Origin of the sequence: Micrococcus sp. UYEF5 (assembly GCF_040546065.1) — a bacterium.
Classification (GTDB): Bacteria; Actinomycetota; Actinomycetes; order Actinomycetales; family Micrococcaceae; genus Micrococcus; species Micrococcus luteus.
In genome coordinates, this window is the sequence record NZ_JBEPNB010000002.1 from 311,733 (window position 1) to 334,150 (window position 22,418).

Sequence of the window (22,418 nt, forward strand, 5' to 3'; positions counted from 1 at the left end):
CGGGCTCAGAGCTTCGAGCCGATGAGGTCTGCGAAGTCCATGAGCTGGGAGGTGTAGCCGTACTCGTTGTCGTACCAGCCGATGATCTTCACGGTCTGGCCGATGGACTTGGTCAGCGGGGCGTCGAAGGTGCACGCCGCCGGGGAGGTGATGATGTCCGAGGACACGATCGGGTCCTCCGAGTAGACCAGGCGGCCCTGCAGCGGACCGGACTCCGCGGCCTTCTTGAACGCCGCGTTGATCTCCTCGACCTCCACGTGGCGCGTCAGCTCCACGGTCAGGTCGGTGGCCGAGCCGGTGATGGTGGGCACCCGCATGGCGAAGCCGTCGAGCTTGCCCTTCAGCTCCGGGATGACCTCGCCGATGGCCTTGGCCGCGCCCGTGGAGGTGGGCACCATGTTCTGGGCCGCGGCGCGCGCCCGACGGCGATCCTTCTTGTGCACGTTGTCGTGCAGGTTCTGGTCGCCGGTGTACGCGTGGATCGTGGTCATGATGCCGTCCACGATGCCGAACTCGTCGTTGAGGACCTTCGCCATCGGGGCCAGGCAGTTCGTGGTGCACGAGGCGTTCGAGACGATGTGCATCGACTCCGCGTCGTAGGTGTGCTCGTTCACACCCATCACGAAGGTGCCGTCGACCTCCTTGGCGGGAGCGGAGATGAGGACCTTCTTGGCCCCGGCGTCGAGGTGGGCCTGCGCCTTGGGGCCGGTCGTGAAGATGCCGGTGCACTCGATGACCAGGTCCACGCCGAGCTCACCCCACGGCAGCTTCGTCGGGTCGGCCTCCTGGAAGAACGCGACGTCGCGGCCGTCGATGCGGAACCCCTTCTCGGTCCGCTCCAGCTCGCCCGGGTAGCGGCCCAGGATGGTGTCGTACTTGGTGAGCCAGAACAGGTCCTCGGGGTCGGCGAGGTCGTTCACGGCGACCAGCTCGAGGCCCTCGTGGCCGCGGTCCCTGAGCACGCGCACGATGTTGCGTCCGATGCGGCCGTAGCCGTTGATGGCGATCTTGGTCATGGTGGTCTCTCTCGTTAGTTCGCGTTGCGTGGTCCCCGTGGCGGTGGGTCCGGGGCGGTACGGTCGAGCGGTCGCGCCCGGTCCGGGCGCGCGGTGGGGACAGGGCCGGAGCGCCGAGCCCCTCCCCGCATCGGGGCGCTGACGTCGTGGGGCCACGACATCAGCGCCCCGGTGCGCGGTGTGGATCAGGCCGGGAGGATCAGGCCGGAGGCGCCGGCGCGGGCGGCCTCGAAGCGGGCCTGCACGTCGGCCCAGTTCACGATGTTCCAGATCGCCTTGACGTAGTCCGCCTTGACGTTCTGGTAGTCGAGGTAGAAGGCGTGCTCCCACATGTCCAGCTGGAACAGCGGGATGGTGGCGACCGGCACGCCGTTCTGCTGGTCGTAGAACTGCTCGATCACCAGGTTGCCGCCGATGGGCTCGTAGGCCAGCACGGCCCAGCCGGAGCCCTGGATGCCGAGGGCGGCGGCGGTGAAGTGGGCCTGGAACTGGTCGAACGAGCCGAAGTACTCGTCGATGGCGGCGGCCAGCTCGCCGGTCGGCTTGTCGCCGCCCTCCGGCGAGAGGTTCTTCCAGAAGATCGAGTGGTTCGTGTGCCCGCCCAGGTTGAAGGCGAGGTCCTTCGACAGCTGGTTCACGGAGCCGAAGTCGCCGGCCTCACGCGCGGCGGCCAGCTTCTCCAGGGCGGTGTTCGCGCCCTTGACGTACGTGGCGTGGTGCTTGGAGTGGTGCAGCTCCATGATGCGGGCCGAGATGTGCGGCTCCAGCGCGGCGTAGTCGTAGTCCAGCTCCGGAAGGGTGTATTCGGTCATGCTTCCTCCTTGGTCAGGCGAGGCTGCGGGCAGGACGCCCTCGGCCTCCACCTCGGGCAACCTCGCGTCTCGGCGGCGTATTCCGTCCGTCTCCATTGTGATCGGGGGCGGAGCGCCGGGGCCAGATCCCGTCGACGGTGATCCCGCGCTCAGCCCTCGGAGGCCGCGTCCGTCCCGGGGATGCCCCGCTCGGCGGCCCGCTTGTCCGCCATGGCCAGTAGCCGGCGGATGCGCCCGGCGACGGCGTCCTTGGTCATCGGCGGGTCCGCGAGGCGGCCGAGCTCGTCGAGGGAGGCCTGCTTGTGCTCGAGGCGCAGCCGTCCCGCGTAGCGAAGGTGGTCGGGCACCTCGTCCCCGAGGATCTCGAGGGCCCGCTCCACCTTCGCCCCGGCCGTGACAGCGGCCTGGGCGGAACGGCGCAGGTTGGCGTCGTCGAAGTTCGCCAGGCGGTTGGCGGTGGCCCGGACCTCTTTGCGCTCGCGCCGCTCGCGCCAGAGGGTCGCGGTCTGCTCCGCGCCGACGGCGGCGAGCAGCGTGGCGATCGCCTCGCCGTCGCGGACCACGACGCGGTCCGACTGACGCACCTCGCGCGCCTTCGCCGCCACGCGGAGCCGACGCGCGGCCCCCACCAGCGCGAGCGCGGCCTCCGGGCCCGGCGTGGTCACCTCGAGGGCCGCCGAGCGGCCGGGCTCGGTGAGGGAGCCGTGGGCCAGCAGGGCCCCGCGCCACACGGCGGCGGTGGCCGCCGTCGTCCCGCTGACGAGGACCGGCGCGAGGCCACGCACGGGCCGTCCCCGCTGGTCGATGAGCCCGGTCTGCCGGGCGAGGTCCTCTCCCCCGCGCACGACCCGGAGCACGTACCGCTGACCACGGCGCAGGTTGCCGCCGGAGACCACCACGATCTCCGGGGCCAGGCCGTACAGGTCGGTGATGGCGGCGCGCAGGCGGCGCGCACTGGCGCCGTGGTCCAGCTCCGCCTCCACGACGACGCGGCCGGCCACGAGGTGCAACCCCCCGGCGAACCGCAGCATCGCCGCGGTCTCCGCCCGCCGCTCCGGGGTCGCGGCGACCGGCACACGGGCCAGCTCCTCCTTGAGGGTCATGGTCAGCGCCATGCTCGTGCTCCTTCTCGGCGAGGTGCGCGCGTCAGTGGGTCATCGCCTCGTCGATCGCGACGGCCAGGCGCAGCGGGTCGTGGACCTGGGGATCCTGGGCACTGCTCACTCTACTGAACGCCACGCGCGCGCCCATCCGGGCCGCCTCGGCCTCCACCGCCGCCCGGTCGGTGACCGCGTCCACGTCGGCGATCACCACGTCCAGCCGAAGGTCCGGCGCATAGGAGCGCAGCACCTTGAGGTGGTCGGCGTGGGTGAGGCCGGTGGTCTCCTGGTCTCCCGTGCGCAGGTTCAGCACCATGAGGCGCCGGGCGGTGGTGGCGGCGAGGGCCGCGCGCACGTCCGGCATCAGCAGGTGCGGCAGCACCGACGTGTACAGCGAGCCGGGTCCGAGCACCACCCAGTCGGCCAGCTCGATCGCCGAGAGCGCCTCCGGGGTGGCGGGGGCGTCGGACGGGCTCAGGCGGACGTCGGTGACGCGCCCCTCGAACGCGGCGACCGCGAGGGCCACCTGGCCCTCCACGCATCGGGTGCGCAGGCGGCCGTCCGGGCCGGCGCTGAGCACGTCCCCGCCGATGGTCAGCGGCACCCGCGAGACCGGCAGGACCTCGCCGTGCGCCCGCAGCAGGGCGCCGGCCCAGCGCAGCCCGTCCACCGGGTCGCCCAGCAGCTCCCAGAGGGCGACGATCAGGAGGTTCCCGAGCGCGTGGTTGTCCAGGGTGGCCTGGTCGGCGGGCACCTCGGTGGAGCGGAAGCGGTGCTGCATGACGTGGGCCCAGGTCCGACCCCAGTCGGTGTCGTCGCACAGGGCGGCCAGCGCCATGCGGAGGTCGCCGGGCGGCAGCACCGCCATCTCCCGGCGGATGGTGCCGGAGGAGCCGCCGTCGTCCGCCACCGTGACGACGGCCGTGAGGTGCCCGGCCACGTGCCGCAGGGCCGCGAGGGACGCGGAGAGGCCGTGGCCGCCGCCGAGGGCGGTGACCCGGGCCGTGGGGCGGGACATGCCGGCGCCCACCCCGCGCCCTTCCGAACCCATCCCGGGCGGCAGGGGCAGCTGGCCGGTGAGCGGGGACGTCATTCGCGCCCCATGTCCCGGTGCTGGACGTGCACCGTGACGTGGGGCACCTGGGCCAGGCGCCGGGCCAGCTCCTCGGCGACGGCCACGGAGCGGTGCTTGCCGCCCGTGCAGCCGATGGCGAGCGTGGCGTAGTGCTTGTTCTCCCGCCGGTAGCCCTCGAACACCGGCCCCAGCATGGCGACGTACGCGCGCAGGAAGTCCTCGACACCGGGGCGGGAGAGCACGTAGTCCGCGACCGCGGCCTCCGTGCCCGTGTGCGGACGCAGCGCCGGCACCCAGTGGGGGTTGGGGATGAAGCGCATGTCCGCCACGAAGTTCGCGTCCGCCGGGACGCCGTACTTGAACCCGAAGCTCATGATGGTCAGGCGCAGCGTGACGGGGCCGGACTCCGAGAACAGCTCGGTGATCTCCGTGGCCAGGCCGTGCACGTTCAGCTCGGTGGTGTCCACCACGACGTCGGCACGCGCCTTGAGCGGCTCGACGACGTCCCGCTCCGCGCGGATGCCGTCCAGCAGCCGGGCGTTGCCCTGCATCGGGTGGGGGCGGCGGCCGGCCTCGAAGCGCCGGAGGAGCACGTGATCGTCCGCATCGAGGAACACCGTGCGGTACTCCACCCCACTGTTGGCCAGGTGCTGCAGGGCGGCGTACAGCTCCTCGAAGTAGGAGCGCGAGCGCACGTCCACCACGATCGCCAGGCGCGGGAACGCCTCCGGCGAGCGGGCGATGAGCTCGGCCAGCGTGCCGAACAGGGCCGGCGGCATGTTCTCCACCACGTCCCAGCCGTGGTCCTCGAGCGCGTGCGCGGCGGTGGTCCGTCCGGCGCCGGACATCCCGGCGATCACGAGCACCTCGGATGTCGGCGGCTTCTCCGGCTGGAGGGTCTCCTCGATCATGACTCCACTGTATCCGCGGGCGTGTCGGCCGTGAGCGCCGTGTGGACGGCCTCGGCCAGCCGCGGCCCGATGCCGGCGACCTCGGTCAGCCGGTCCACGCCGGCGGCCCGGATCTCGGCGACGGAGCCGAAGTGGTTCAGCAGCGCGGTGCGCTTGGCCGGGCCCAGACCCGGGATCCCGTCCAGGGCGGAGACGGTCATCGCCTTGGACCGCCGGCTGCGGTGGCCCGCGATCGCGAACCGGTGCGACTCGTCACGGATGCGCTGGAGCAGGTACAGGCCCTCCGAGGTGCGCGGCAGGACCACCGGGAACTCGTCGCCTGGCAGCCACACCTCCTCGAGCCGCTTGGCCAGCCCGACCACGGGCAGGTCGTCCAGGCCCAGCTCCTCGAGGACCGCCGCGGCCGCGGCCACCTGGGGCGGGCCGCCGTCGACCACCACGAGCGAGGGCGGGTACGCGAAGCGGCGCCCCGCCTCCTGATCGTCCCCCTCGACCTGACCGGACAGCGGGGCGCCCTCCGCGCGCTCCTTGGCCAGGCGGGCGAAACGCCGCCGCAGGACGTCGCGCAGGGACGCCGTGTCGTCCCGGGCGGCCTCCCCCGTGACGTTGAAGCGGCGGTAGTCCTTCTTCTTCGGCAGCCCGTCCTCCATGACGACCATCGAGCCGACCACGTTGGTGCCCTGGGAGTGGGAGATGTCGTAGCACTCGATGCGCAGCAGGGGCTCGGTGATCTCCAGGGCCTCCTGCAGCTCCCGCAGGGCGGCGGAGCGGGTGGTGAGGTCCCCGGACCGCCGCGACTTGTGCAGCTTGAGGGCCATCTCCGCGTTCTCCCGGACGGTCTCCATGAGGTCCGCCTTCGAGCCCCGCCGGGGCACGCGCACGGCGACCCGGGACCCGCGCAGGCCCGAGAGCCACTCGGTGAGCTGTGCGGCGTCGTCGGGCTCGACCGGGACGAGGATCTCGTGCGGGATGCGCTCCGGCCCCTCGAGGTCGCCGTAGACCTGCTGGAGCAGGTGCGCGACCATCTCCGGCTCGGCGACGTCCTCCACGCGCTCCATGACCCAGCCGCGCTGGCCGCGGATGCGTCCCTGCCGGACGTGGAACACCTGCACCGCGACCTCCAGCTCGTCCGCGTGCAGGGCGAAGATGTCCGCCTCCGTGTTCTCCGGCAGCACCACGGCGTTGCGCTCGAACACGCGGCGCAGCGCGGCGATGTCGTCCCGCAGCCGGGCCGCGTCCTCGTAGCGCAGCTCCTCGACGGCACGGGCCATGGCCTTCTCCAGCTCGCGGATGAACCGGTTCGCGTCCCCGGCCATGAAGTCGCAGAAGTCCTGGGCCAGCGCGCGATGGTCCGCCGGGCTGATCCGGCCCACGCAGGGCGCCGAGCACTTGCCGATGTAGCCGAGCAGGCACGGCCGGTCCTGGGCGCGGGCCCGCTTGAACACGCCGGCCGAGCACGTGCGGACCGGGAAGACGCGCAGCATCAGGTCCACGGTCTCGCGGATCGCCTTGGCCGGGTGGAACGGGCCGAAGTACTTCACGCCGGGCTTCCGGTCGCCGCGCATCACCTGGACGCGCGGGAACTGCTCGTTCATGGTCACGGCCAGGTACGGGTACGACTTGTCGTCCCGGTACATGATGTTGAACCGGGGGCGGTACTCCTTGATCCACGTGTACTCGAGCTGGAGCGCCTCCAGCTCGGAGCCGACGACGGTCCACTCGACCGCGGCCGCCGTGAACACCATGGTCCGGGTCTTGGTGGCCAGCCGAGCCGGGTCCTGGAAATAGGAGCTCAGGCGGGCGCGCAGGTTCTTCGCCTTGCCGACGTAGACGACGCGTCCGTCCGCGTCGCGGAAGCGGTAGACGCCGGGCGACGTGGAGATCTCGCCCGGAGCCGGGCGGTAGGAGGCCGGATCAGCCACGGGCACCCGGGGCGGCGTTGTAGGCGTCCACCCGCTCCTGCCCCGAGAGCGCGCCGATGGCGTCCATGATCGCCGCCGTCGCGTCGCGGCGCTGCGGCAGGGTGTGTCGACGCCCGGGGTGGCCGAAGTCCAGGGGCGCGCCCACGCGCACGGAGAACCGGTGGGGACGGAAGCCGTTCGTGTCCGGCGGCTGGAGGTGCTGCGTGCCGACGAGGCCCACGGGCACCACGGGTGCGCCGGTGGCCAGGGCCAGCCAGGCCGCACCGGTGCGGCCGCGGTAGAGGCGGCCGTCGCGGCTGCGGGTGCCCTCCGGGTAGATGCCGACGCCCTGGCCGGACTCGAGCAGGCCCACGAGGGACTCGAGCGCGGCCACGGAGGCGGCCTGCTCGCCCCGGCGGACGGGGACGGAGCCCACGGACTCGAAGAACCGCCGCCGGACGCGGCCCCGCAGGCCCGTGCCCGTGAAGTACTCCTCCTTGGCGAAGAAGTGGACCGGGCGGGGGGCGAGGGCCTGGAGGATCACCGAGTCGACGAAGGACAGGTGGTTGGAGGCCATGACGAAGGGGCCCCGCGCAGGGACGTGCTCCATGCCGACGACCTCGGGGCGGCAGGTGAGCCGCAGGAGCGCGGCGGCGCTCCTGCGCACGGGCTCCGACGTCGCCATGGCTCTCCTTCGTCCGCGTCCTGCGTGGGCGGGGTCCATGCTACGCGAGCAGTTCCGCGAGGAACCGGCCCGTGTGGCTCTCCGCGACGTGTGCGACCTCCTCCGGCGTGCCCGCGGCCACGATCGTGCCGCCCCCGGAGCCGCCCTCGGGGCCGAGGTCGATCACGTGGTCGGCACTCTTGATGACGTCGAGGTTGTGCTCGATGGTGAGCACCGTGTTGCCCTTGTCCACGAGGGACTGGAGCACGTGCAGGAGCTTGCGGATGTCGTCGAAGTGCAGCCCCGTGGTCGGCTCGTCCAGCACGTAGATGGTGCGGCCGTTGGAGCGCTTCTGGAGCTCGGCCGCCAGCTTCACGCGCTGGGCCTCGCCGCCCGAGAGCGTGGTGGCGGGCTGGCCCAGGCGGACGTAGCCCAGACCGACGTCGACGAGCGTGTCCAGGTACCGCGAGATGCGGGTGTACGCGCTGAAGAAGTCCGCGGCCTCCTCGATCGGCATGTCGAGGACCTCGGCGATGTTCTTGCCCTTGTAGGTGACCTCGAGCGTCTCCCGGTTGTACCGGGCCCCGTGGCACACCTCGCACGGCACGTAGACGTCCGGCAGGAAGTTCATCTCGATCTTCAGCGTGCCGTCGCCCGCGCACGCCTCGCAGCGCCCGCCCTTGATGTTGAAGGAGAACCGGCCCTGCTGGTAGCCCCGGACCTTCGCCTCGGGGGTCTCCGCGAAGAGCTTGCGGATCGCGTCGAACACGCCCGTGTAGGTGGCGGGGTTGGAGCGCGGCGTGCGCCCGATGGGGCTCTGGTCCACGTGGACCACCTTGTCCAGGTGCTCGAGCCCCTCCACGGACCGGTGCCGGCCGGGCACGAGCTTGGCGCCGTTGAGCCGGTTGGCCAGGACCTTGTAGAGGATCTCGTTGATCAGCGTGGACTTGCCGGAGCCGGACACGCCCGTCACGGCGGTGAGGACCCCGAGCGGGACCTCCACCGAGACGTCCTTCAGGTTGTTCTCCTGGGCGCCGCGGACCGTCAGCATGCGCCCCTTCTCCGGGACGCGACGCCGCTCCGGCACCGCGATGGAGCGGCGCCCGGAGAGGTAGTCGCCGGTGACGGACCGCGTGTTCGCCTTGAGATCCGCCAGGGAGCCCGAGTGCACGACCTCGCCGCCGTGCTCGCCCGCGCGAGGACCGATGTCCACGATCCAGTCCGCCTCGGCGATCGTGTCCTCGTCGTGCTCGACGACGATGAGGGTGTTGCCGAGGTCCCGCAGGCGCAGGAGGGTCTCGATGAGGCGGCGGTTGTCCCGCTGGTGCAGGCCGATGGACGGCTCGTCGAGCACGTAGAGGACGCCGACCAGCCCGGAACCGATCTGCGTGGCCAGGCGGATGCGCTGGGCCTCGCCTCCGGAGAGGGTGCCGGCCGGCCGCTCCAGGTTGAGGTACTCGAGGCCGACGTCCAGCAGGAACGCCAGCCGGGCCAGGATCTCCTTGAGCACCTGGTCCGCGATCTGCCGCTCGCGGTCCGTCAGCCGCAGCCCCGAGAAGAACTCCATGGCCTCCCGCATGGGCAGGCGGGTGGCGTCCGCGATGGACAGGCCGCCCACGAGCACGTTCAGGACCGTGGGGTTGAGGCGGGCCCCGTGGCACGCCGGGCACGGGATCTCCCGCATGAACGACTCGTAGCGCTCGCGGGCGCCGTCCGACTCGGTCTCCCCGTGCTTGCGCATCACGTAGGGGATGACGCCCTCGAAGCCCGTGGTGTAGCGGCGCTCGCGCCCGAACCGGTTGCGGAACGTCACCTCCACCTTGAAGTCCTTGCCGTTCAGGACGGCGTCGCGCTCCGCCTCCGTCAGGTCCTTCCACGGGGTGTCCAGGGAGAAGCCCATCTCCTTGCCCAGCCCGCCGAGCACGCGCAGCCAGTAGTCCGAGGTGGACTTGCCCAGCGACCACGGCACCACGGCGCCCTCACGCAGGGACAGCTCGTCGTTGGCGACGACGAGGTCCGGGTCCACCTGCAGGCGGGAGCCGATGCCGGTGCACTCGGGGCACGCGCCGAACGGGTTGTTGAAGGAGAACGAGCGCGGCTCGATCTCGTCCACGGTCTGCTCGTGCCCGTTGGGGCAGGAGAGCTTCTCGGAGAACGAGCGGTACCGGGGGTTGCCCTCGGCGTCCCGCCCGCCGAACTCCGCGGTGTTCTTCCTGGCCTTCTCGGCGACCGGCTCCACGTCCACGAACTCGGCGACGACGAGGCCGTCCGCCAGCTTCAGGGCGGTCTCCACCGAGTCGGTGAGGCGCTGGCGGATGCCCTCCTTCATGGCGAGGCGGTCCACGACGACGGCGATGGTGTGCTTGACCTGCTTCTTCAGCACGGGCGGGTCCGAGAGCTGGACGGTCTCCCCGTCCACGACGGCGCGGGCGAAGCCCTGCGTGGACAGGTCCTGGAACAGGTCCACGAACTCGCCCTTGCGGCCGCGGACCACGGGCGCGAGCACCTGGAAGCGGGTGCGCTCGGGCAGCTCCTCGAGCTGGTCCACGATCTGCTGCGGGGTCTGCCGGCTCACCGGCTCCCCGCACTGCGGGCAGTGCGGCACCCCGACGCGCGCCCAGAGCAGGCGCATGTAGTCGTAGATCTCGGTGATGGTCCCCACCGTGGAGCGCGGGTTGCGGTTGGTGGACTTCTGGTCGATGGACACGGCCGGGGACAGGCCCTCGATGAAGTCCACGTCCGGCTTGTCCACCCGGCCCAGGAACATGCGGGCGTAGGAGGAGAGCGACTCGACGTAGCGTCGCTGGCCCTCGGCGAAGATCGTGTCGAAGGCCAGGGAGGACTTGCCCGAGCCGGACAGACCCGTGAACACGACCATGGCGTCCCGCGGGAAGCTGACGTCCACGTCCTTCAGGTTGTGCTCGCGGGCGCCCTGGACGACGATGCGGTCCCGCTCGCCCGAGCGCGCGCCGCCGGGGCCGGAGGCGAGGCCGCCGGCGTGGGTCTCGACGGCGGAGGAGACGGTGGTGGAGGAGTTCTTGGGCACGCGGCCAGCATAGGGGCGGCACGGACACGACACCGGGGTCTCGCCTATGGGCGAACCCACCGCGGGCTGGGCCCGCCCTGGCGCCTCGCCGCCCCGTCCGTACACTGTTGCGCATGCCCGAGACCGCCCGGAACCGCCTCCTGCACGATCTGCCCGCCGTCACGGTGCGCACCTGCTCCGTGTCGGAGATGGACAACAACGTGTACCTGCTCACCTCCAAGACCACGGGGGCGCAGGTGCTGATCGACGCCGCCGACGACGCCGAGGCCATCCGCGACCTCATCGCCTCGGCCGCGGACGACACCCCGTGCGAGCCGCGCCTCGAGATGATCGTCACCACGCATCGACACTGGGACCACGTGCGCGCGTTGCCGGCGCTGGCCTCCCTGACCGGGGCCCGCACGGCGGCCGGCGAGGACGACGCCGACGCGATCGCCGAGGCCACGGGGGTCGCCCCCGACGTGCGCCTGCGCCACGGGGACACCGTGGGGGCGGACGGGCTCCGGCTCGAGGTCGTGGCCCTGCGCGGCCACACGCCCGGGTCCATCGCGCTGGTGTGCCGCCCCGAGGCGGACGAGCCGGCCGTGCTCTTCACCGGCGACGCCCTCTTCCCGGGCGGGGTGGGCAACACCGAGGGCGACGACGGCCGGTTCCGTCAGCTGTTCACGGACGTCACCGATCGGATCTTCGACGCGTTCGACGACGACGTGGTGGTCCACCCCGGCCACGGCGCCTCCACGACCCTGGGCGCCGAGCGCCCCCACCTGCCGGAGTGGGCCGAGCGCGGCTGGTGACGGCCCGCCCGGGCGGTCCCGGGCCCGGCGTCAGGCCGGCTTCTGCCCCGCCATGAACAGGCGCCGGGCCGGGAAGATCGTCACCGGGCCGCCGTCGTCGGCCGTGACACCGGGCACCGGCGGGTACGCCTCGCGCATGGCGGCGCGGTACCGGTCCACGAACGCCTCGAGCAGCCCGGCGCCCTCGGCGGCGCCCTCCTCGGCGTCCCAGCGGGCCAGAGCCTGCAGGCTCGGTCGCAGGGCCGCGCCGGAGGTCCACCGGAACACCGGGTCCTCGCCCGTCAGCACCTGCTGGTACTCCGTCTCCCAGACGACCGGGGACCACCCCGCCTCGAGGAACAGCCGCGTGTACTCCTCGGGCGGCGCCACGGTGCGGGTCGTCGCCACCCCGTGCAGCGGCTCGGAGAAGGCCGGGTCCTCCGCCAGCGCCACGATCGCCGCGTGGGAGGGCTGCTCGTAGGGCCGCGGGATCTGCGCCGCGAACCACGCCCCCGGCGTGAGGTCCCCGAGCCAGCGCCGGATCAGGCGACGGTGCGTCGGGATCCACTGGAGCATCGCGTTGGACACCACGACGTCCGTCGCCCCCGACGGGCGCCACTGCGAAGCGTCGACCGCCTCGAAGCGCAGGTTGGCGGGGGCGCCCGTGCGGGCCGCCTGCTCCCGGGCCCGCTCCAGCATGGCGGGCGAGTCGTCCAGACCGATCACCTCGGCGTCCGGCCAGCGCTCGGCCAGCGTCCGGGTCAGGGTCCCCGGGCCGCAGCCCAGGTCCACCACGACGCGCGGGGCCTCGGCGCGCACGCGCCCCACCAGGTCGTGGAAGGGGCGGGCGCGGTGTTCGGCGAAGCCCTCGTACTGCGCGGGATCCCAGGTGAACCCCCCGCCCTGTCGGCCGGTCACGTCCCCCACGACGGCGTCGGTGTCCGGGTGCGGGCTCTCGGGCGCGATCTGACTCATGGCGGCACCGTATCGCGCGGAGCGGCCGATACCCTGGGGGCGATGACTTCTGCCGCCACGAACCCGCCCTCGCTGACCGACCGCATCGACGCGCTCCCGCCGGCCCCGGACGCCGACGACGTCTTCGGGGCCTTCGCGGCCTGGACCGAGGACCGCGGGATCTCGCTCTACCCCGCCCAGGAGGAGGCCGCCCTCGAGCTCGTCCAGGGCCGGCACGTGATCCTGGCGACGCCCACCGGCTCCGGCAAGTCCCTGGTGGCGCTGGCCGCGCACGCCGACGCGCTCGCCCACGACGCCGTCTCCTACTACACGGCGCCGATCAAGGCGCTCGTCTCGGAGAAGTTCTTCGCGCTGGTGGACGTGTTCGGCGCGGAGAACGTCGGCATGGTCACGGGCGACTCCACCGTCAACGGTGACGCGCCCATCATCTGCTGCACCGCCGAGATCCTCGCCAACCGCGCGCTGCGCGAGGGCTCGGGCATGGAGATCGGCACCGTGGTGATGGACGAGTTCCACTACTACGCGGACCCCTCCCGCGGCTGGGCCTGGCAGGTGCCCCTCCTCGAGCTGCCGCAGGCCCGGTTCCTGCTGATGTCGGCCACCCTCGGCGACACGACCCGCCTCGAGGCGGACCTGACCGAGCGCACCGGGCGCGAGGTCGCCGTCGTCGCCCACGCGGAGCGCCCCATCCCGCTGACGTTCGAGTGGTCCGAGGTGCCGCTGCAGGAGAAGGTCGAGGAGTTCGTGAGCACCCACCAGGCACCGGTGTACATCGTGCACTTCTCGCAGCTGGACGCCGTGGAGACGGCCCAGGGTCTGTCCTCGATCTCGGTGACGTCCAGGGAGGAGAAGGAGGCGATCGCCGCGCGGATCGCCGGCTTCCGCTTCTCCGCGGGCTTCGGGCACACCCTGAACCGCCTCGTCCGGGCGGGCATCGGCGTGCACCACGCGGGCATGCTGCCCAAGTACCGCCGCCTCGTGGAGAAGCTGGCCCAGGACGGGCTGCTCAAGGTCATCTGCGGCACGGACACGCTGGGCGTCGGGATCAACGTGCCGATCCGCACCGTGCTGCTCACCGCGCTGTCCAAGTTCGACGGCGAGAAGACCCGCCTGCTCCAGGCCCGCGAGTTCCACCAGATCGCCGGCCGGGCGGGCCGGGCCGGCTTCGACACCTCCGGCACCGTGGTGGTCCAGGCCCCCGAGCACGTGATCGAGAACAAGGCGGCCGAGCGCAAGGCCGCGGCGAAGTTCGCGAACGTCAAGGACGAGGCCGAGCGGGCCAAGCGCATGAAGCAGTCCGTGAAGTCCGGCAAGCGCAAGACCCCGCCGGCCGGCTTCGTCTCGTGGGGGCCGGCGACGTTCGAGCGCCTCGTCTCCGCCGAGCCGGAGCCGCTGGTCTCCCGCATGCGGATCACGCACTCCATGCTGCTGAACATCCTCGACCGGCCCGGCGACCCGGTCATCGCGGTCCGGCGCCTGCTGCGCGGCACCCACGAGACCCCGGCCCGCCAGGCGGTGCTCATGCGCCGCGCGCTCGGGATCTTCCGGGAGCTGCTGGCCACGGGCGTCGTCGAGCGTCTGCCCGAGCCGGACGCCGAGGGCCGCACCGTGGACCTCACGGTGGACCTGCAGCCGGACTTCGCGCTCAACCAGCCGCTCTCCCCCTTCGCCCTCGCCGCGCTCGACCTGCTGGACCCGGCCGATCCCGACCACGCGCTCGACGTCGTCTCCGTGATCGAGGCGACCCTCGACCCGCCGCGCCAGGTGCTCTCCGCCCAGGTCAAGCACGCCAAGGGCGAGGCCGTGGCCGCCATGAAGGCCGAGGGCATGGACTACAACGACCGCATGCGGGCCCTCGACGAGATCACCCACCCGCGGCCGCTGGCCGAGCTCCTCGAGCAGCAGTTCGAGCTCTACCGGCAGGACGCCCCGTGGCTCGCGGAGTTCGAGCTGACCCCCAAGTCCGTGGTGCGCGACATGTTCGAGCGGGCCATGGGCTTCGGCGACTACGTGCGGTTCTACGGGATCGCCCGGTCCGAGGGCGTGCTGCTGCGCTACCTCACGGACGCGGTCAAGGCACTGCGCCACACCGTCCCCGAGGCGGCCCGCACCGAGGAGCTCCAGGTGCTGCTGGACTGGCTCGACGAGATGGTGAAGCAGACCGACTCGTCCCTCCTGGAGGAGTGGGAGGACCTGGTGGCCGGGGACATCGACGAGCTGCGCCGGGACATGGAGGCGCTCGAGCCGCCGGCCCCGCCTCGCCTGACGGACAACGAGCCCGTGTTCCGGGTGATGGTCCGCAACGCGATGTTCCAGCGGGTGCGCCTGTTCGGCGACGAGCGGGACGAGGCGCTCGCGCGCCTGTCCGGCGAGCTGTCCGCCGACGACTGGGCCGACGCCCTCGACGCCTACTTCGACGACCACGAGGACATCGACGACGGCCCCGCCGCGCGCGGCCCCGAGCTGTTCCGCGTGGCCGCGGCCCCCGACGTCGCCGCCCCGCTGGAGCTGGCCGGCCCGCGCTGGTGGGCGGTGCGGCAGGTCCTGAAGGACCCGGACGGGGACCTGGACCACGGGATCAACGCCGTGGTCGACCTGGACGCCTCCGACGAGGCGGGCCATCCCGTGATCCGGGTGGTCTCCGTGGGCGCGCCCGAGTCCGGGTGGGGCCTGTGAGCGCCGGGGACGCTCGGGCGGCAGGACGGCCCGTGGCGGGCGACCCGCGCGGCTTCGCTCCCCTCGAGCCGGCCCGCCACCGCGTGGGCGAGCGCACCGAGCTCTACGACGGCACCGTCACGGTGGACCACTGGTTCTCGGTGCCGATCGACCACGCGCTGGGCCTCGCCGAGGCCGAGGCGCAGGACGCGGCGGGCACCGGCGTCGGGCCGCACGGGCGCGGCACGCTGACCGTCTTCGCCCGCGAGATCCGGGCGAAGGACGACCCCGGGGGCGAGCGTCCCTGGGCCCTGTACCTCCAGGGTGGCCCCGGCAGTGCCGGGCCCCGCCCGGCGCGCCTGAGCGGCTGGCTCGGCGCGCTGGCCGAGAGCCACCGCGTGCTGCTGCTGGACCAGCGCGGCACGGGGCGTTCGACCCCGGCCACTGTGGCGACCCTGACCGCCCCGGGCGCCTTCGCCACGGACGAGGCGCGCGCCGAGCACCTGGTGCACCTGCGGGCGCCCTCGATCGTGCGGGACGCCGAGATGCTGCGCCTCGCCCTCGGCGCCGGGCCGTGGACCACACTGGGCCAGAGCTTCGGCGGGTTCTGCACGCTGAGCTATCTCTCCTTCCACCCGGAGGGCCTGCAGCGCAGCCTGGTGACCGGCGGCCTCGCCCCGCTCACCGGCCACGCCGACCGGGTCTACCGGGCCACCTACGCCCGGATGCGCGCCCGCACCGAGGAGTTCTTCGACCGGCACCCGGCCGACCGCGACGCGTGGTCGGAGGCCGTGGGGCTGATCCGCGCCGCCGAGGCCGCGGGCGCCCCGATCCCCCTGCCCGGCGGCGGGCCGCTCACCGTGGGACGGGCCCAGGGTCTGGGCATGCTGCTGGGCGGCAACACCCGCGTGGACCGCCTGCACTGGGCCCTCGCCGAGGCCGTGGACCGCACCGGACCCGCGCCGCGCCTGTCCGAGACGTTCCTGGCCGCCGTCGCCGACCAGGACGACCGCCTCGTCAACCCGCTCTACACCGTGCTGCACGAGGCGATCTACGCGCAGCCGGCGGACCTGGCCGGCGGCCGGGCGGACACCGGCTGGTCGGCGTCCCGGATGCTCGCCGAGCACCCGGACTTCGACCCGGAGGCGACCACGGTCCCGCTGCCCACGGGCGAACACGTCATGCCCTGGTCCGTCGAGGTCGACCCCCGGCTGCGGCCCCTGGCCGGCACGGCGCGGCTGCTCGCCGAGCGCACGCAGTGGGGCCCGCTCTACGACGTGGCTGCCCTGGCGCAGAACACCGTCCCCGTGGCCGCCGCCGTCTACGCCGACGACGTGTACGTGGACCGGGACCTCTCGCTCGAGACCGCGCGGCGCGTCCGCGGCCTGCAGGTGTGGGAGACCGACGCCTTCCACCACGACGGCATCGCCGACGACGGACCGGCGATCCTCGAGCGGCTCCTGGCGATGACCGCGCCGGACGGCGCCGGGACGACGACGGCCCCCGACCCGGTCGACTGACCGGCCCGGGGGCCCGGGCGCCGGCGGAGGGCTCCCCGGCGCCGTGATCGGCTCAGACGGTGGGCCCGTCCTGCCGCACGATCTGCTCGGAGACCCCGCGCGCGTCGTCGTCACGGGGATCGGCGAGCCGGGTCTCGTGGGCCGTGCGGATGATGGCCGACCACGCGTCCTTGTGCTCGAGCAGCTGGTCGCGCCAGCGCTGGTCCACGGCCTCGGCCCGGGCCGTCCAGCGATCCATCAGGGCGGCGGCGCGCTCGCGCTCGGCCGGGTCGGCGTCCTCGGGCAGCTTCGAGTACCGGTACGAGTACTTCTCGGCGTTCTGCAGCGCCCGCAGGGCCTGGCCCTTCGGCGAGGCCAGGGAGATCGCCACGGTGATCGCCAGGATCACGACGACGACCACGAGGGACAGCGTCGTGGGGATCTCGACGACGGGCACGTTCTCGCCGCCGTTGATGAACGGCAGGTTGTTCTCGTGCAGGGCGTGCAGGATCAGCTTCACGCCGATGAACGCCAGCAGCGCGGAGAGCCCGTAGGCCAGGTAGACGAGGCGGTCGAGCAGGCCGTCGATCAGGAAGTACAGCTGGCGCAGGCCCATGAGCGAGAACGCCGTGGCGGTGAAGACGATGTACGCCTCCTGGGTCACGCCGAAGATCGCGGGGATGGAGTCGAAGGCGAAGAGGATGTCCGTGGCGCCGATCGCGATCATCACGAGGAGCATCGGCGTCATGAGGCGCTTGCCGTCCACCGTCGTGAAGAGGCGGTCGCCGTCGAACTGCTCGGAGGCGGGCAGGAACCGCTTGACGAGGCGGACCATCACGTTGTCCGCCTCGTCCTGGGCGCCCTCGGCGTCGCCGGACATCTCGCCCTTGAGCTGGCCGCCGGCGATGATCAGCAGGAACAGGCCGAAGAGGTAGAACACGTCCGACCACGCGGCGATGACGGCGGCGCCCAGCAGGATGAACAAGGTGCGCGAGATCAGCGCGAACGTGATGCCGAACAGCAGCACCTTCTGCTGGTAGTCGCGGGGCACGCGGAAGCTGGCCATGATGACCAGGAAGACGAACAGGTTGTCGACGCTGAGCGCCTTCTCCAGCAGGTAGCCGGTGTAGTACTCGACCGCGTGCTGGGTGTCGCCGAAGGCGAAGAACACGAGGCCGAAGATGAGCGCGAGGCCGACGTAGACGCCGGACCAGATCGCGGCCTCCCGGATCGTCGGCGTGTGCGCCTTGCGGACATGGGCGAAGTAGTCGAATGCGAGGAGGCCGACGATCAGCGCGATCGTCAGGCCCCAGGTCAGGCCGTTGATTTCCACGGGTCACCTCTCGGCGTCAAGGGTCGGGACGGTGCCGCAAGTCTCTCCGCCCGCCGCGACCGCGGCCCGGGCCCCTGTGTCCGGCCGGCGGCGCGCTCTCGGCGGCCGCGGCGTGCTGACGTCCACAGTGTTCGGGATACTCCCCTACGTCGCCGGTCAGTCTACCCGGTCGCACGACGACGCCCCGACCCGCGGCGGGCGGAGCGGGGCGTCGTCGGGCCCGCTGGCGCAGGCCCATGAGGGCGAAGATATTGGCGGTCAGGACGATGAACCAGTTCTGGGTGAGGCCGAAGATCGCCGGGATGGAGTCCACCGCGAACATCACGTCCGTCAGGCCGATCGTGATGAACACGACCACCATGGGGGTGAACATGCGCCGGCCGTCCACGGTGGTGCGCAGTCGGTTGCCGTCGTAGTCCGGCGCCACGTTGAGGCGGCGGGTCAGGCGGGCCACGACGCCCGGCTCGGACTCCTCGTCCCCGCCGTCGTCCTTGAGCTGCTGCCAGGCGGTCCAGAGCAGGAAGGCGCCGAAGATGTAGAACTCCCACGTCAGGTGCTCGATGGCGACGGCGCCGACCGCGATGAACACCGCGCGGGCGATCAGCGCGATGATGATGCCCACCATCAGCACCTCCTGCTGGTAGCGGCGGGGCACCTGGAACGTGGCCATGATGATGAGGAACACGAACAGGTCGTCCACGCTGAGGCTGTACTCGGTGACCCAGCCGGCGAGGAACTCGGTGCCGTGCTGCGCATCGCCCAGGGCGAAGAGCAGCCCCGCGAAGAGCAGCCCCGCGAAGACCAGCGCCAGCGCCACGTAGAACCCGATCCACAGGCCGGCCTCCTTCATGGAGGGCTCGTGGGGGCGGCGCGCGACGTACAGCAGGTCGAGCAGGAGGATGACGCCGAGGACCACAAGGGTCGTGGTCTCGAAGGCGGGACAGAGCACGTCCTTGGAGGGGTTCCTTTCGTGGGGGCCGCGCCAGTCTAGACGGGTGCGGCCCCGCGCGCGGATGCGGGTGGGCCCGGTCTCAGGCTGCGCCGGGGGCGGTCAAGCCGAGGGCGAGCCAGACGACGACGGCGCCGGCGGCGGCCAGGCCCCAGCTGGCGAGGGAGCCGATGAGGAACTCCTCCGCGCGCGAGCCGGCTCCGCGGTCCGCCGAGATCTCCGGGAAGCGCACGATGCCCTTGGCCGCCATCAGGGCCGCGATCACCGGATAGGCCTGCGCGAGCCCCAGCACGACCATGAGCAGCCGCTCCATGGGCCCGATGTAGCGGCCGCCGCGCAGGCCGTCGGCCGCGGGGTCCGTGGGCGCGGCGGACGGCACGGTCGTGGGCTCCGCCGCGGGGTCCTCCGCCTCCTCGTCGCCTCCGTCGGCGGGCCGGCCCGCCAGGGCGAGGACCGCGCGGGTGACCCGGTTGCCGGTCTCGGTCAGGGCCAGCGCCACCGCCAACAGCGTGAGGGCCGGGGGCGCGGAGCGCAGGCCCGCGGGCGCCAGGGTCGACTCGAGCACGGCCACCAGGCCGACCACGGCCACCACCGCGACCACCCCGAGCGGCCGGTCCGGGTGCAGCCACGTCCAGCCCATCAGCAGGCCGAGGGACACCAGGCCGCCGCCCACCGCGACGGCCACGCCGGTCGGCGCCAGCACGGCCACCAGCACCGCGGCGAGGACGGCGGCCACGGCCGCGCCGGCCCGGGCGAGCCACCGCCGCCGTGGGGCGGGCCAGGCGCCGGGCAGGACGGCGTCGAGCAGGTCGTGCAGCCCCAGGGCGAGCAGTGCGAGGGCGGTCACGGCGCGACCTCCGTCGCCGCGGCGGCGAGCTCGGCGTCCAGCTCGAGCAGCCGGCCGATCCCGGACCGCGCGACGGTCTGCGACACCGCGGACTGCGTGATCCGCTCCGCCCGTGCGGCCTCCGCCTGGGTCGCCCCGCCCAGCAGGGCTGCGGCGATCCGGCGTTCGCGGGCCTTGAGCCGGCCGAGGACGTGGTCGCGCAGCAGGGCGAGCCCGTCCACGGCGGCGGTGAGGGACGGGTCCGCGGCACGGAAGGCGGTCGCGGCGCCGGCGGCCCGCTCGTGCGCGTGCTCGACGGCCTCGCGGGCCCGATACCAGGCCGTGCCGTCCTCGATGCCGTCTTCGCCGGCGTCCAGGGCCCGCCGCTGCCCCAGGCCGATCCCGAAGCGCAGGTCGAGGCCCGGGGGCAGGGCGAGCGTGACGCGGACGGTCAGCCGGAGCGCGTCCGGCCAGGTGCGGTGCAGCGCCTGGAACTCGTCGCCGACGCTGGCCCAGGCGGGGCGCAGCGGCGGGACGTCCTGTTCCGCGGCCGCGAAGGCGGCCAGGATTTGCTCCTGCGCGCGCTCCCGGTCCGGGAGGGCGCGGGAGCCGACGATGTCCGCGATCACGGCCGCGACCGGGGGTGCTGCGCTCATGGCGTCACACTATCACTGATATGACGACATTCATCAGTGTTTTCATAACACCCTGGGTCGGCATCATGCCGGGTGGTCACTGCTCCCGCTTCATCTGCCGCAGCTCCTTCTTGAGCTCGCCGACCTCGTCGCGCAGGCGGGCGGCGAGCTCGAACTGCAGGTCCGCCGCCGCCTGGTGCATCTGCTTCGACATCTGCTCGATCAGATCGGCCAGGTCCTTGGCGGGCAGCGACGCCGGGTCCACCGCCGGGGCCTCGGTGCCCTCCCCCGTGGCCGGGGCCCGGTCCAGTGAGCTGAGGCCGCGGTGGCCCATGCCGAAGTCGAACCCGGACTTCACGCCCCCCATGCCCTTGAGGAAGTCGGCGGTGTCCGCGTCCTCCCGGGCCAGCTGGTCCGTGATGTCCGCGATGCGCTTGCGCAGCGGCTGGGGGTCGATCCCGTGCTCCTCGTTGTACGCGATCTGCACGGCCCGGCGCCGCTCGGTCTCGTCGATCGCCCGCCGCATGGAGTCCGTGACGTTGTCGGCGTACATGTGGACCTCGCCGGAGACGTTGCGGGCGGCGCGGCCGATGGTCTGGATGAGGGAGGTGGTGGAGCGCAGGAACCCCTCCTTGTCCGCGTCCAGGATCGCCACGAGCGAGACCTCGGGCAGGTCCAGGCCCTCGCGCAGCAGGTTGATGCCCACCAGCACGTCGAAGGTGCCCTTGCGCAGCTCCCGCAGCAGCTCCACGCGGCGCAGCGTGTCCACATCCGAGTGGAGGTACTCGACCTTCACCCCCGCCTCGAGCAGGTAGTCCGTGAGGTCCTCGGCCATGCGCTTGGTCAGCGTGGTCACCAGGACGCGCTCGTCCTTGGCCGTGCGCACGCGGATCTGCTCGAGCAGGTCGTCGATCTGCCCCTCGGTCGGCTTGACCACCACCTGCGGGTCCACCAGCCCGGTGGGCCGGATGATCTGCTCGACGTAGCCGTCCGCCTGGCCGAGCTCGTAGGCGCCCGGCGTCGCGGAGAGGTACACGGTCTGCCCGATCCGCTCGAGGAACTCGTCCCACTTCAGCGGGCGGTTGTCCATGGCCGAGGGCAGGCGGAAGCCGTGCTCCACGAGGGTGCGCTTGCGGGACATGTCCCCCTCGTACATCGCGCCGATCTGCGGGATGGTCACGTGGGACTCGTCCACCACGAGCAGGAAGTCGTCCGGGAAGTAGTCCAGCAGGCAGTGCGGGGCGGAGCCGGCGGGACGGCCGTCGATGTGGCGCGAGTAGTTCTCGATGCCGTTGCAGTAGCCCATCTGCTGCATCATCTCGAGGTCGTACGTGGTGCGCATGCGCAGCCGCTGCGCCTCGAGGAGCCTGTCCTGGGACTCCAGCTCCTGCAGCCGCTCCCGCAGCTCGTCCTCGATGGTGGTGATCGCCCGGCCCATGCGCTCGTCGCCGGCCACGTAGTGCGAGGCCGGGAAGATGTACATCTCCTCCTCCTCGCGCACCACCTGGCCGGTGAGCGGGTGCAGGGTCTGGATGGACTCGATCTCGTCCCCGAAGAACTCGATGCGCACCGCGAGCTCCTCGTACATGGGGATGATCTCCACGGTGTCCCCCCGCACCCGGAAGGTGCCGCGGTGGAAGTCGACGTCGTTGCGCACGTACTGCATCTGCACGAACCGCCGCAGGAGCACGTCCCGGTCCATCTCCGCACCGCGGCGCAGGGTGACCATCTGCTCGATGTACTCCTCGGGCGTGCCGAGGCCGTAGATGCAGGAGACGGTGGCCACCACGATCACGTCCCGCCGGGTCAGCAGCGCGTTCGTGGCCGAGTGGCGCAGCCGCTCGACCTCCTCGTTGATGGAGGAGTCCTTCTCGATGAAGGTGTCCGTCTGCGGGACGTACGCCTCGGGCTGGTAGTAGTCGTAGTAGGAGACGAAGTACTCGACCGCGTTGTTGGGCAGCAGCTCGCGGAACTCGTTGGCCAGCTGCGCCGCGAGCGTCTTGTTCTGCACCATCACCAGCGTGGGCCGCTGGAGGCGCTCGACGAGCCACGCCGTCGTCGCCGACTTGCCCGTGCCGGTGGCGCCCATCAGGACGACGTCCTTCTCCCCCGACTCCACGCGCTCGGCGAGCTCGGCGATGGCCTTCGGCTGGTCACCGGAGGGCTGGTAGGGGGAGATGACCTCGAACGGGGCGACGACGCGGTTGATCTTCTGGGCCAGGCTCATGGCAGAACCCTACGTCGCGCC

17 protein-coding genes are annotated in these 22,418 nt (G+C 72.4%); 3 read left to right on the plus strand and 14 right to left on the minus strand.

What is annotated here, in order from left to right:
* Window positions 1-5: 5 nt before the first annotated feature.
* The 8 genes from gap to uvrA all read right to left on the minus strand — a co-directional run bounded on the left by gap (window position 6) and on the right by uvrA (window position 10,525).
* Window positions 6-1,016, minus strand: coding sequence for a type I glyceraldehyde-3-phosphate dehydrogenase (gene gap, locus ABIB16_RS03420; protein ID WP_044658949.1), 1,011 nt, complete (start codon window positions 1,014-1,016; stop codon window positions 6-8).
* A 185-nt stretch (window positions 1,017-1,201) separates the two neighbouring features.
* Complete coding sequence (locus ABIB16_RS03425; RefSeq protein ID WP_036315296.1) at window positions 1,202-1,828, minus strand: superoxide dismutase; 627 nt, start codon at window positions 1,826-1,828, stop codon at window positions 1,202-1,204.
* A gap of 149 nt (window positions 1,829-1,977) precedes the next feature.
* Entirely contained in the window at window positions 1,978-2,943 is a 966-nt protein-coding gene (whiA, locus tag ABIB16_RS03430; RefSeq protein WP_145951128.1) for a DNA-binding protein WhiA, read from the minus strand.
* Window positions 2,944-2,974: 31 nt separating this feature from the next.
* On the minus strand, window positions 2,975-4,021 hold the full coding sequence (locus tag ABIB16_RS03435; RefSeq protein WP_049147872.1) for a gluconeogenesis factor YvcK family protein: 1,047 nt from the start codon (window positions 4,019-4,021) through the stop codon (window positions 2,975-2,977).
* Window positions 4,018-4,914 (minus strand): RNase adapter RapZ, encoded by an 897-nt coding sequence (gene rapZ / locus ABIB16_RS03440; protein WP_119217298.1) that lies wholly within the window; start codon window positions 4,912-4,914, stop codon window positions 4,018-4,020. Before rapZ ends, ABIB16_RS03435 begins: the two co-directional genes overlap by 4 nt.
* On the minus strand, window positions 4,911-6,836 hold the full coding sequence (uvrC, locus tag ABIB16_RS03445) for an excinuclease ABC subunit UvrC (protein WP_036315391.1): 1,926 nt from the start codon (window positions 6,834-6,836) through the stop codon (window positions 4,911-4,913). The genes rapZ and uvrC overlap by 4 nt, the downstream gene beginning before the upstream one ends.
* On the minus strand, window positions 6,829-7,500 hold the full coding sequence (locus ABIB16_RS03450; RefSeq protein WP_036315306.1) for a lysophospholipid acyltransferase family protein: 672 nt from the start codon (window positions 7,498-7,500) through the stop codon (window positions 6,829-6,831). The genes uvrC and ABIB16_RS03450 overlap by 8 nt, the downstream gene beginning before the upstream one ends.
* 40 nt (window positions 7,501-7,540) lie before the next feature.
* Window positions 7,541-10,525 carry an excinuclease ABC subunit UvrA gene (uvrA, locus tag ABIB16_RS03455; RefSeq protein WP_145951130.1) on the minus strand — a complete coding sequence of 995 codons (2,985 nt, stop codon included), beginning with the start codon at window positions 10,523-10,525 and terminating at the stop codon, window positions 7,541-7,543.
* Between the two features lie 113 nt (window positions 10,526-10,638).
* On the opposite strand from uvrA, the gene ABIB16_RS03460 reads away from it, so the two are divergent.
* Entirely contained in the window at window positions 10,639-11,319 is a 681-nt protein-coding gene (locus tag ABIB16_RS03460; protein ID WP_144826482.1) for an MBL fold metallo-hydrolase, read from the plus strand.
* Window positions 11,320-11,349: 30 nt separating this feature from the next.
* On the opposite strand, the gene ABIB16_RS03465 is transcribed toward ABIB16_RS03460, so the two are convergent.
* Entirely contained in the window at window positions 11,350-12,273 is a 924-nt protein-coding gene (locus ABIB16_RS03465; protein WP_036382741.1) for a methyltransferase domain-containing protein, read from the minus strand.
* Window positions 12,274-12,315: 42 nt separating this feature from the next.
* On the opposite strand from ABIB16_RS03465, the gene ABIB16_RS03470 reads away from it, so the two are divergent.
* Window positions 12,316-14,949 (plus strand): DEAD/DEAH box helicase, encoded by a 2,634-nt coding sequence (locus tag ABIB16_RS03470; RefSeq protein ID WP_041102711.1) that lies wholly within the window; start codon window positions 12,316-12,318, stop codon window positions 14,947-14,949.
* A 32-nt stretch (window positions 14,950-14,981) separates the two neighbouring features.
* Complete coding sequence (locus tag ABIB16_RS03475) at window positions 14,982-16,448, plus strand: alpha/beta fold hydrolase (RefSeq protein ID WP_354436043.1); 1,467 nt, start codon at window positions 14,982-14,984, stop codon at window positions 16,446-16,448.
* A gap of 52 nt (window positions 16,449-16,500) precedes the next feature.
* On the opposite strand, the gene ABIB16_RS03480 is transcribed toward ABIB16_RS03475, so the two are convergent.
* From ABIB16_RS03480 to uvrB, 5 genes are all read right to left on the minus strand, one after another.
* Entirely contained in the window at window positions 16,501-17,760 is a 1,260-nt protein-coding gene (locus ABIB16_RS03480) for a TerC family protein (protein WP_144826485.1), read from the minus strand.
* A 16-nt stretch (window positions 17,761-17,776) separates the two neighbouring features.
* The gene (locus ABIB16_RS03485) at window positions 17,777-18,709 is read right to left on the minus strand and encodes a TerC/Alx family metal homeostasis membrane protein (RefSeq protein ID WP_049147867.1); all 933 of its coding nucleotides are present in this window, start codon (window positions 18,707-18,709) and stop codon (window positions 17,777-17,779) included.
* 82 nt (window positions 18,710-18,791) lie between these two features.
* Complete coding sequence (locus tag ABIB16_RS03490) at window positions 18,792-19,556, minus strand: hypothetical protein (RefSeq protein ID WP_122054304.1); 765 nt, start codon at window positions 19,554-19,556, stop codon at window positions 18,792-18,794.
* Entirely contained in the window at window positions 19,553-20,191 is a 639-nt protein-coding gene (locus tag ABIB16_RS03495; RefSeq protein WP_354436044.1) for a SatD family protein, read from the minus strand. The genes ABIB16_RS03490 and ABIB16_RS03495 overlap by 4 nt, the downstream gene beginning before the upstream one ends.
* A gap of 76 nt (window positions 20,192-20,267) precedes the next feature.
* Window positions 20,268-22,397 carry an excinuclease ABC subunit UvrB gene (gene uvrB / locus ABIB16_RS03500; protein ID WP_354436045.1) on the minus strand — a complete coding sequence of 710 codons (2,130 nt, stop codon included), beginning with the start codon at window positions 22,395-22,397 and terminating at the stop codon, window positions 20,268-20,270.
* Window positions 22,398-22,418 lie beyond the last annotated feature (21 nt).

Excerpts from the sequence above, each read along its gene's own strand:
- ABIB16_RS03425 (WP_036315296.1), bottom strand. The coding sequence starts at position 1,828 with ATGACCGAATACACCCTTCCGGAGCTGGACTACGACTACGCCGCGCTG.
- ABIB16_RS03495 (WP_354436044.1), bottom strand. The coding sequence starts at position 20,191 with ATGAGCGCAGCACCCCCGGTCGCGGCCGTGATCGCGGACATCGTCGGC.
- whiA (WP_145951128.1), bottom strand. The coding sequence starts at position 2,943 with ATGGCGCTGACCATGACCCTCAAGGAGGAGCTGGCCCGTGTGCCGGTC.
- rapZ (WP_119217298.1), bottom strand. The coding sequence starts at position 4,914 with ATGATCGAGGAGACCCTCCAGCCGGAGAAGCCGCCGACATCCGAGGTG.
- ABIB16_RS03460 (WP_144826482.1), top strand. The coding sequence starts at position 10,639 with ATGCCCGAGACCGCCCGGAACCGCCTCCTGCACGATCTGCCCGCCGTC.
- ABIB16_RS03470 (WP_041102711.1), top strand. The coding sequence starts at position 12,316 with ATGACTTCTGCCGCCACGAACCCGCCCTCGCTGACCGACCGCATCGAC.
- uvrB (WP_354436045.1), bottom strand. The coding sequence starts at position 22,397 with ATGAGCCTGGCCCAGAAGATCAACCGCGTCGTCGCCCCGTTCGAGGTC.
- gap (WP_044658949.1), bottom strand. The coding sequence starts at position 1,016 with ATGACCAAGATCGCCATCAACGGCTACGGCCGCATCGGACGCAACATC.
- ABIB16_RS03450 (WP_036315306.1), bottom strand. The coding sequence starts at position 7,500 with ATGGCGACGTCGGAGCCCGTGCGCAGGAGCGCCGCCGCGCTCCTGCGG.
- ABIB16_RS03435 (WP_049147872.1), bottom strand. The coding sequence starts at position 4,021 with ATGACGTCCCCGCTCACCGGCCAGCTGCCCCTGCCGCCCGGGATGGGT.
- ABIB16_RS03465 (WP_036382741.1), bottom strand. The coding sequence starts at position 12,273 with ATGAGTCAGATCGCGCCCGAGAGCCCGCACCCGGACACCGACGCCGTC.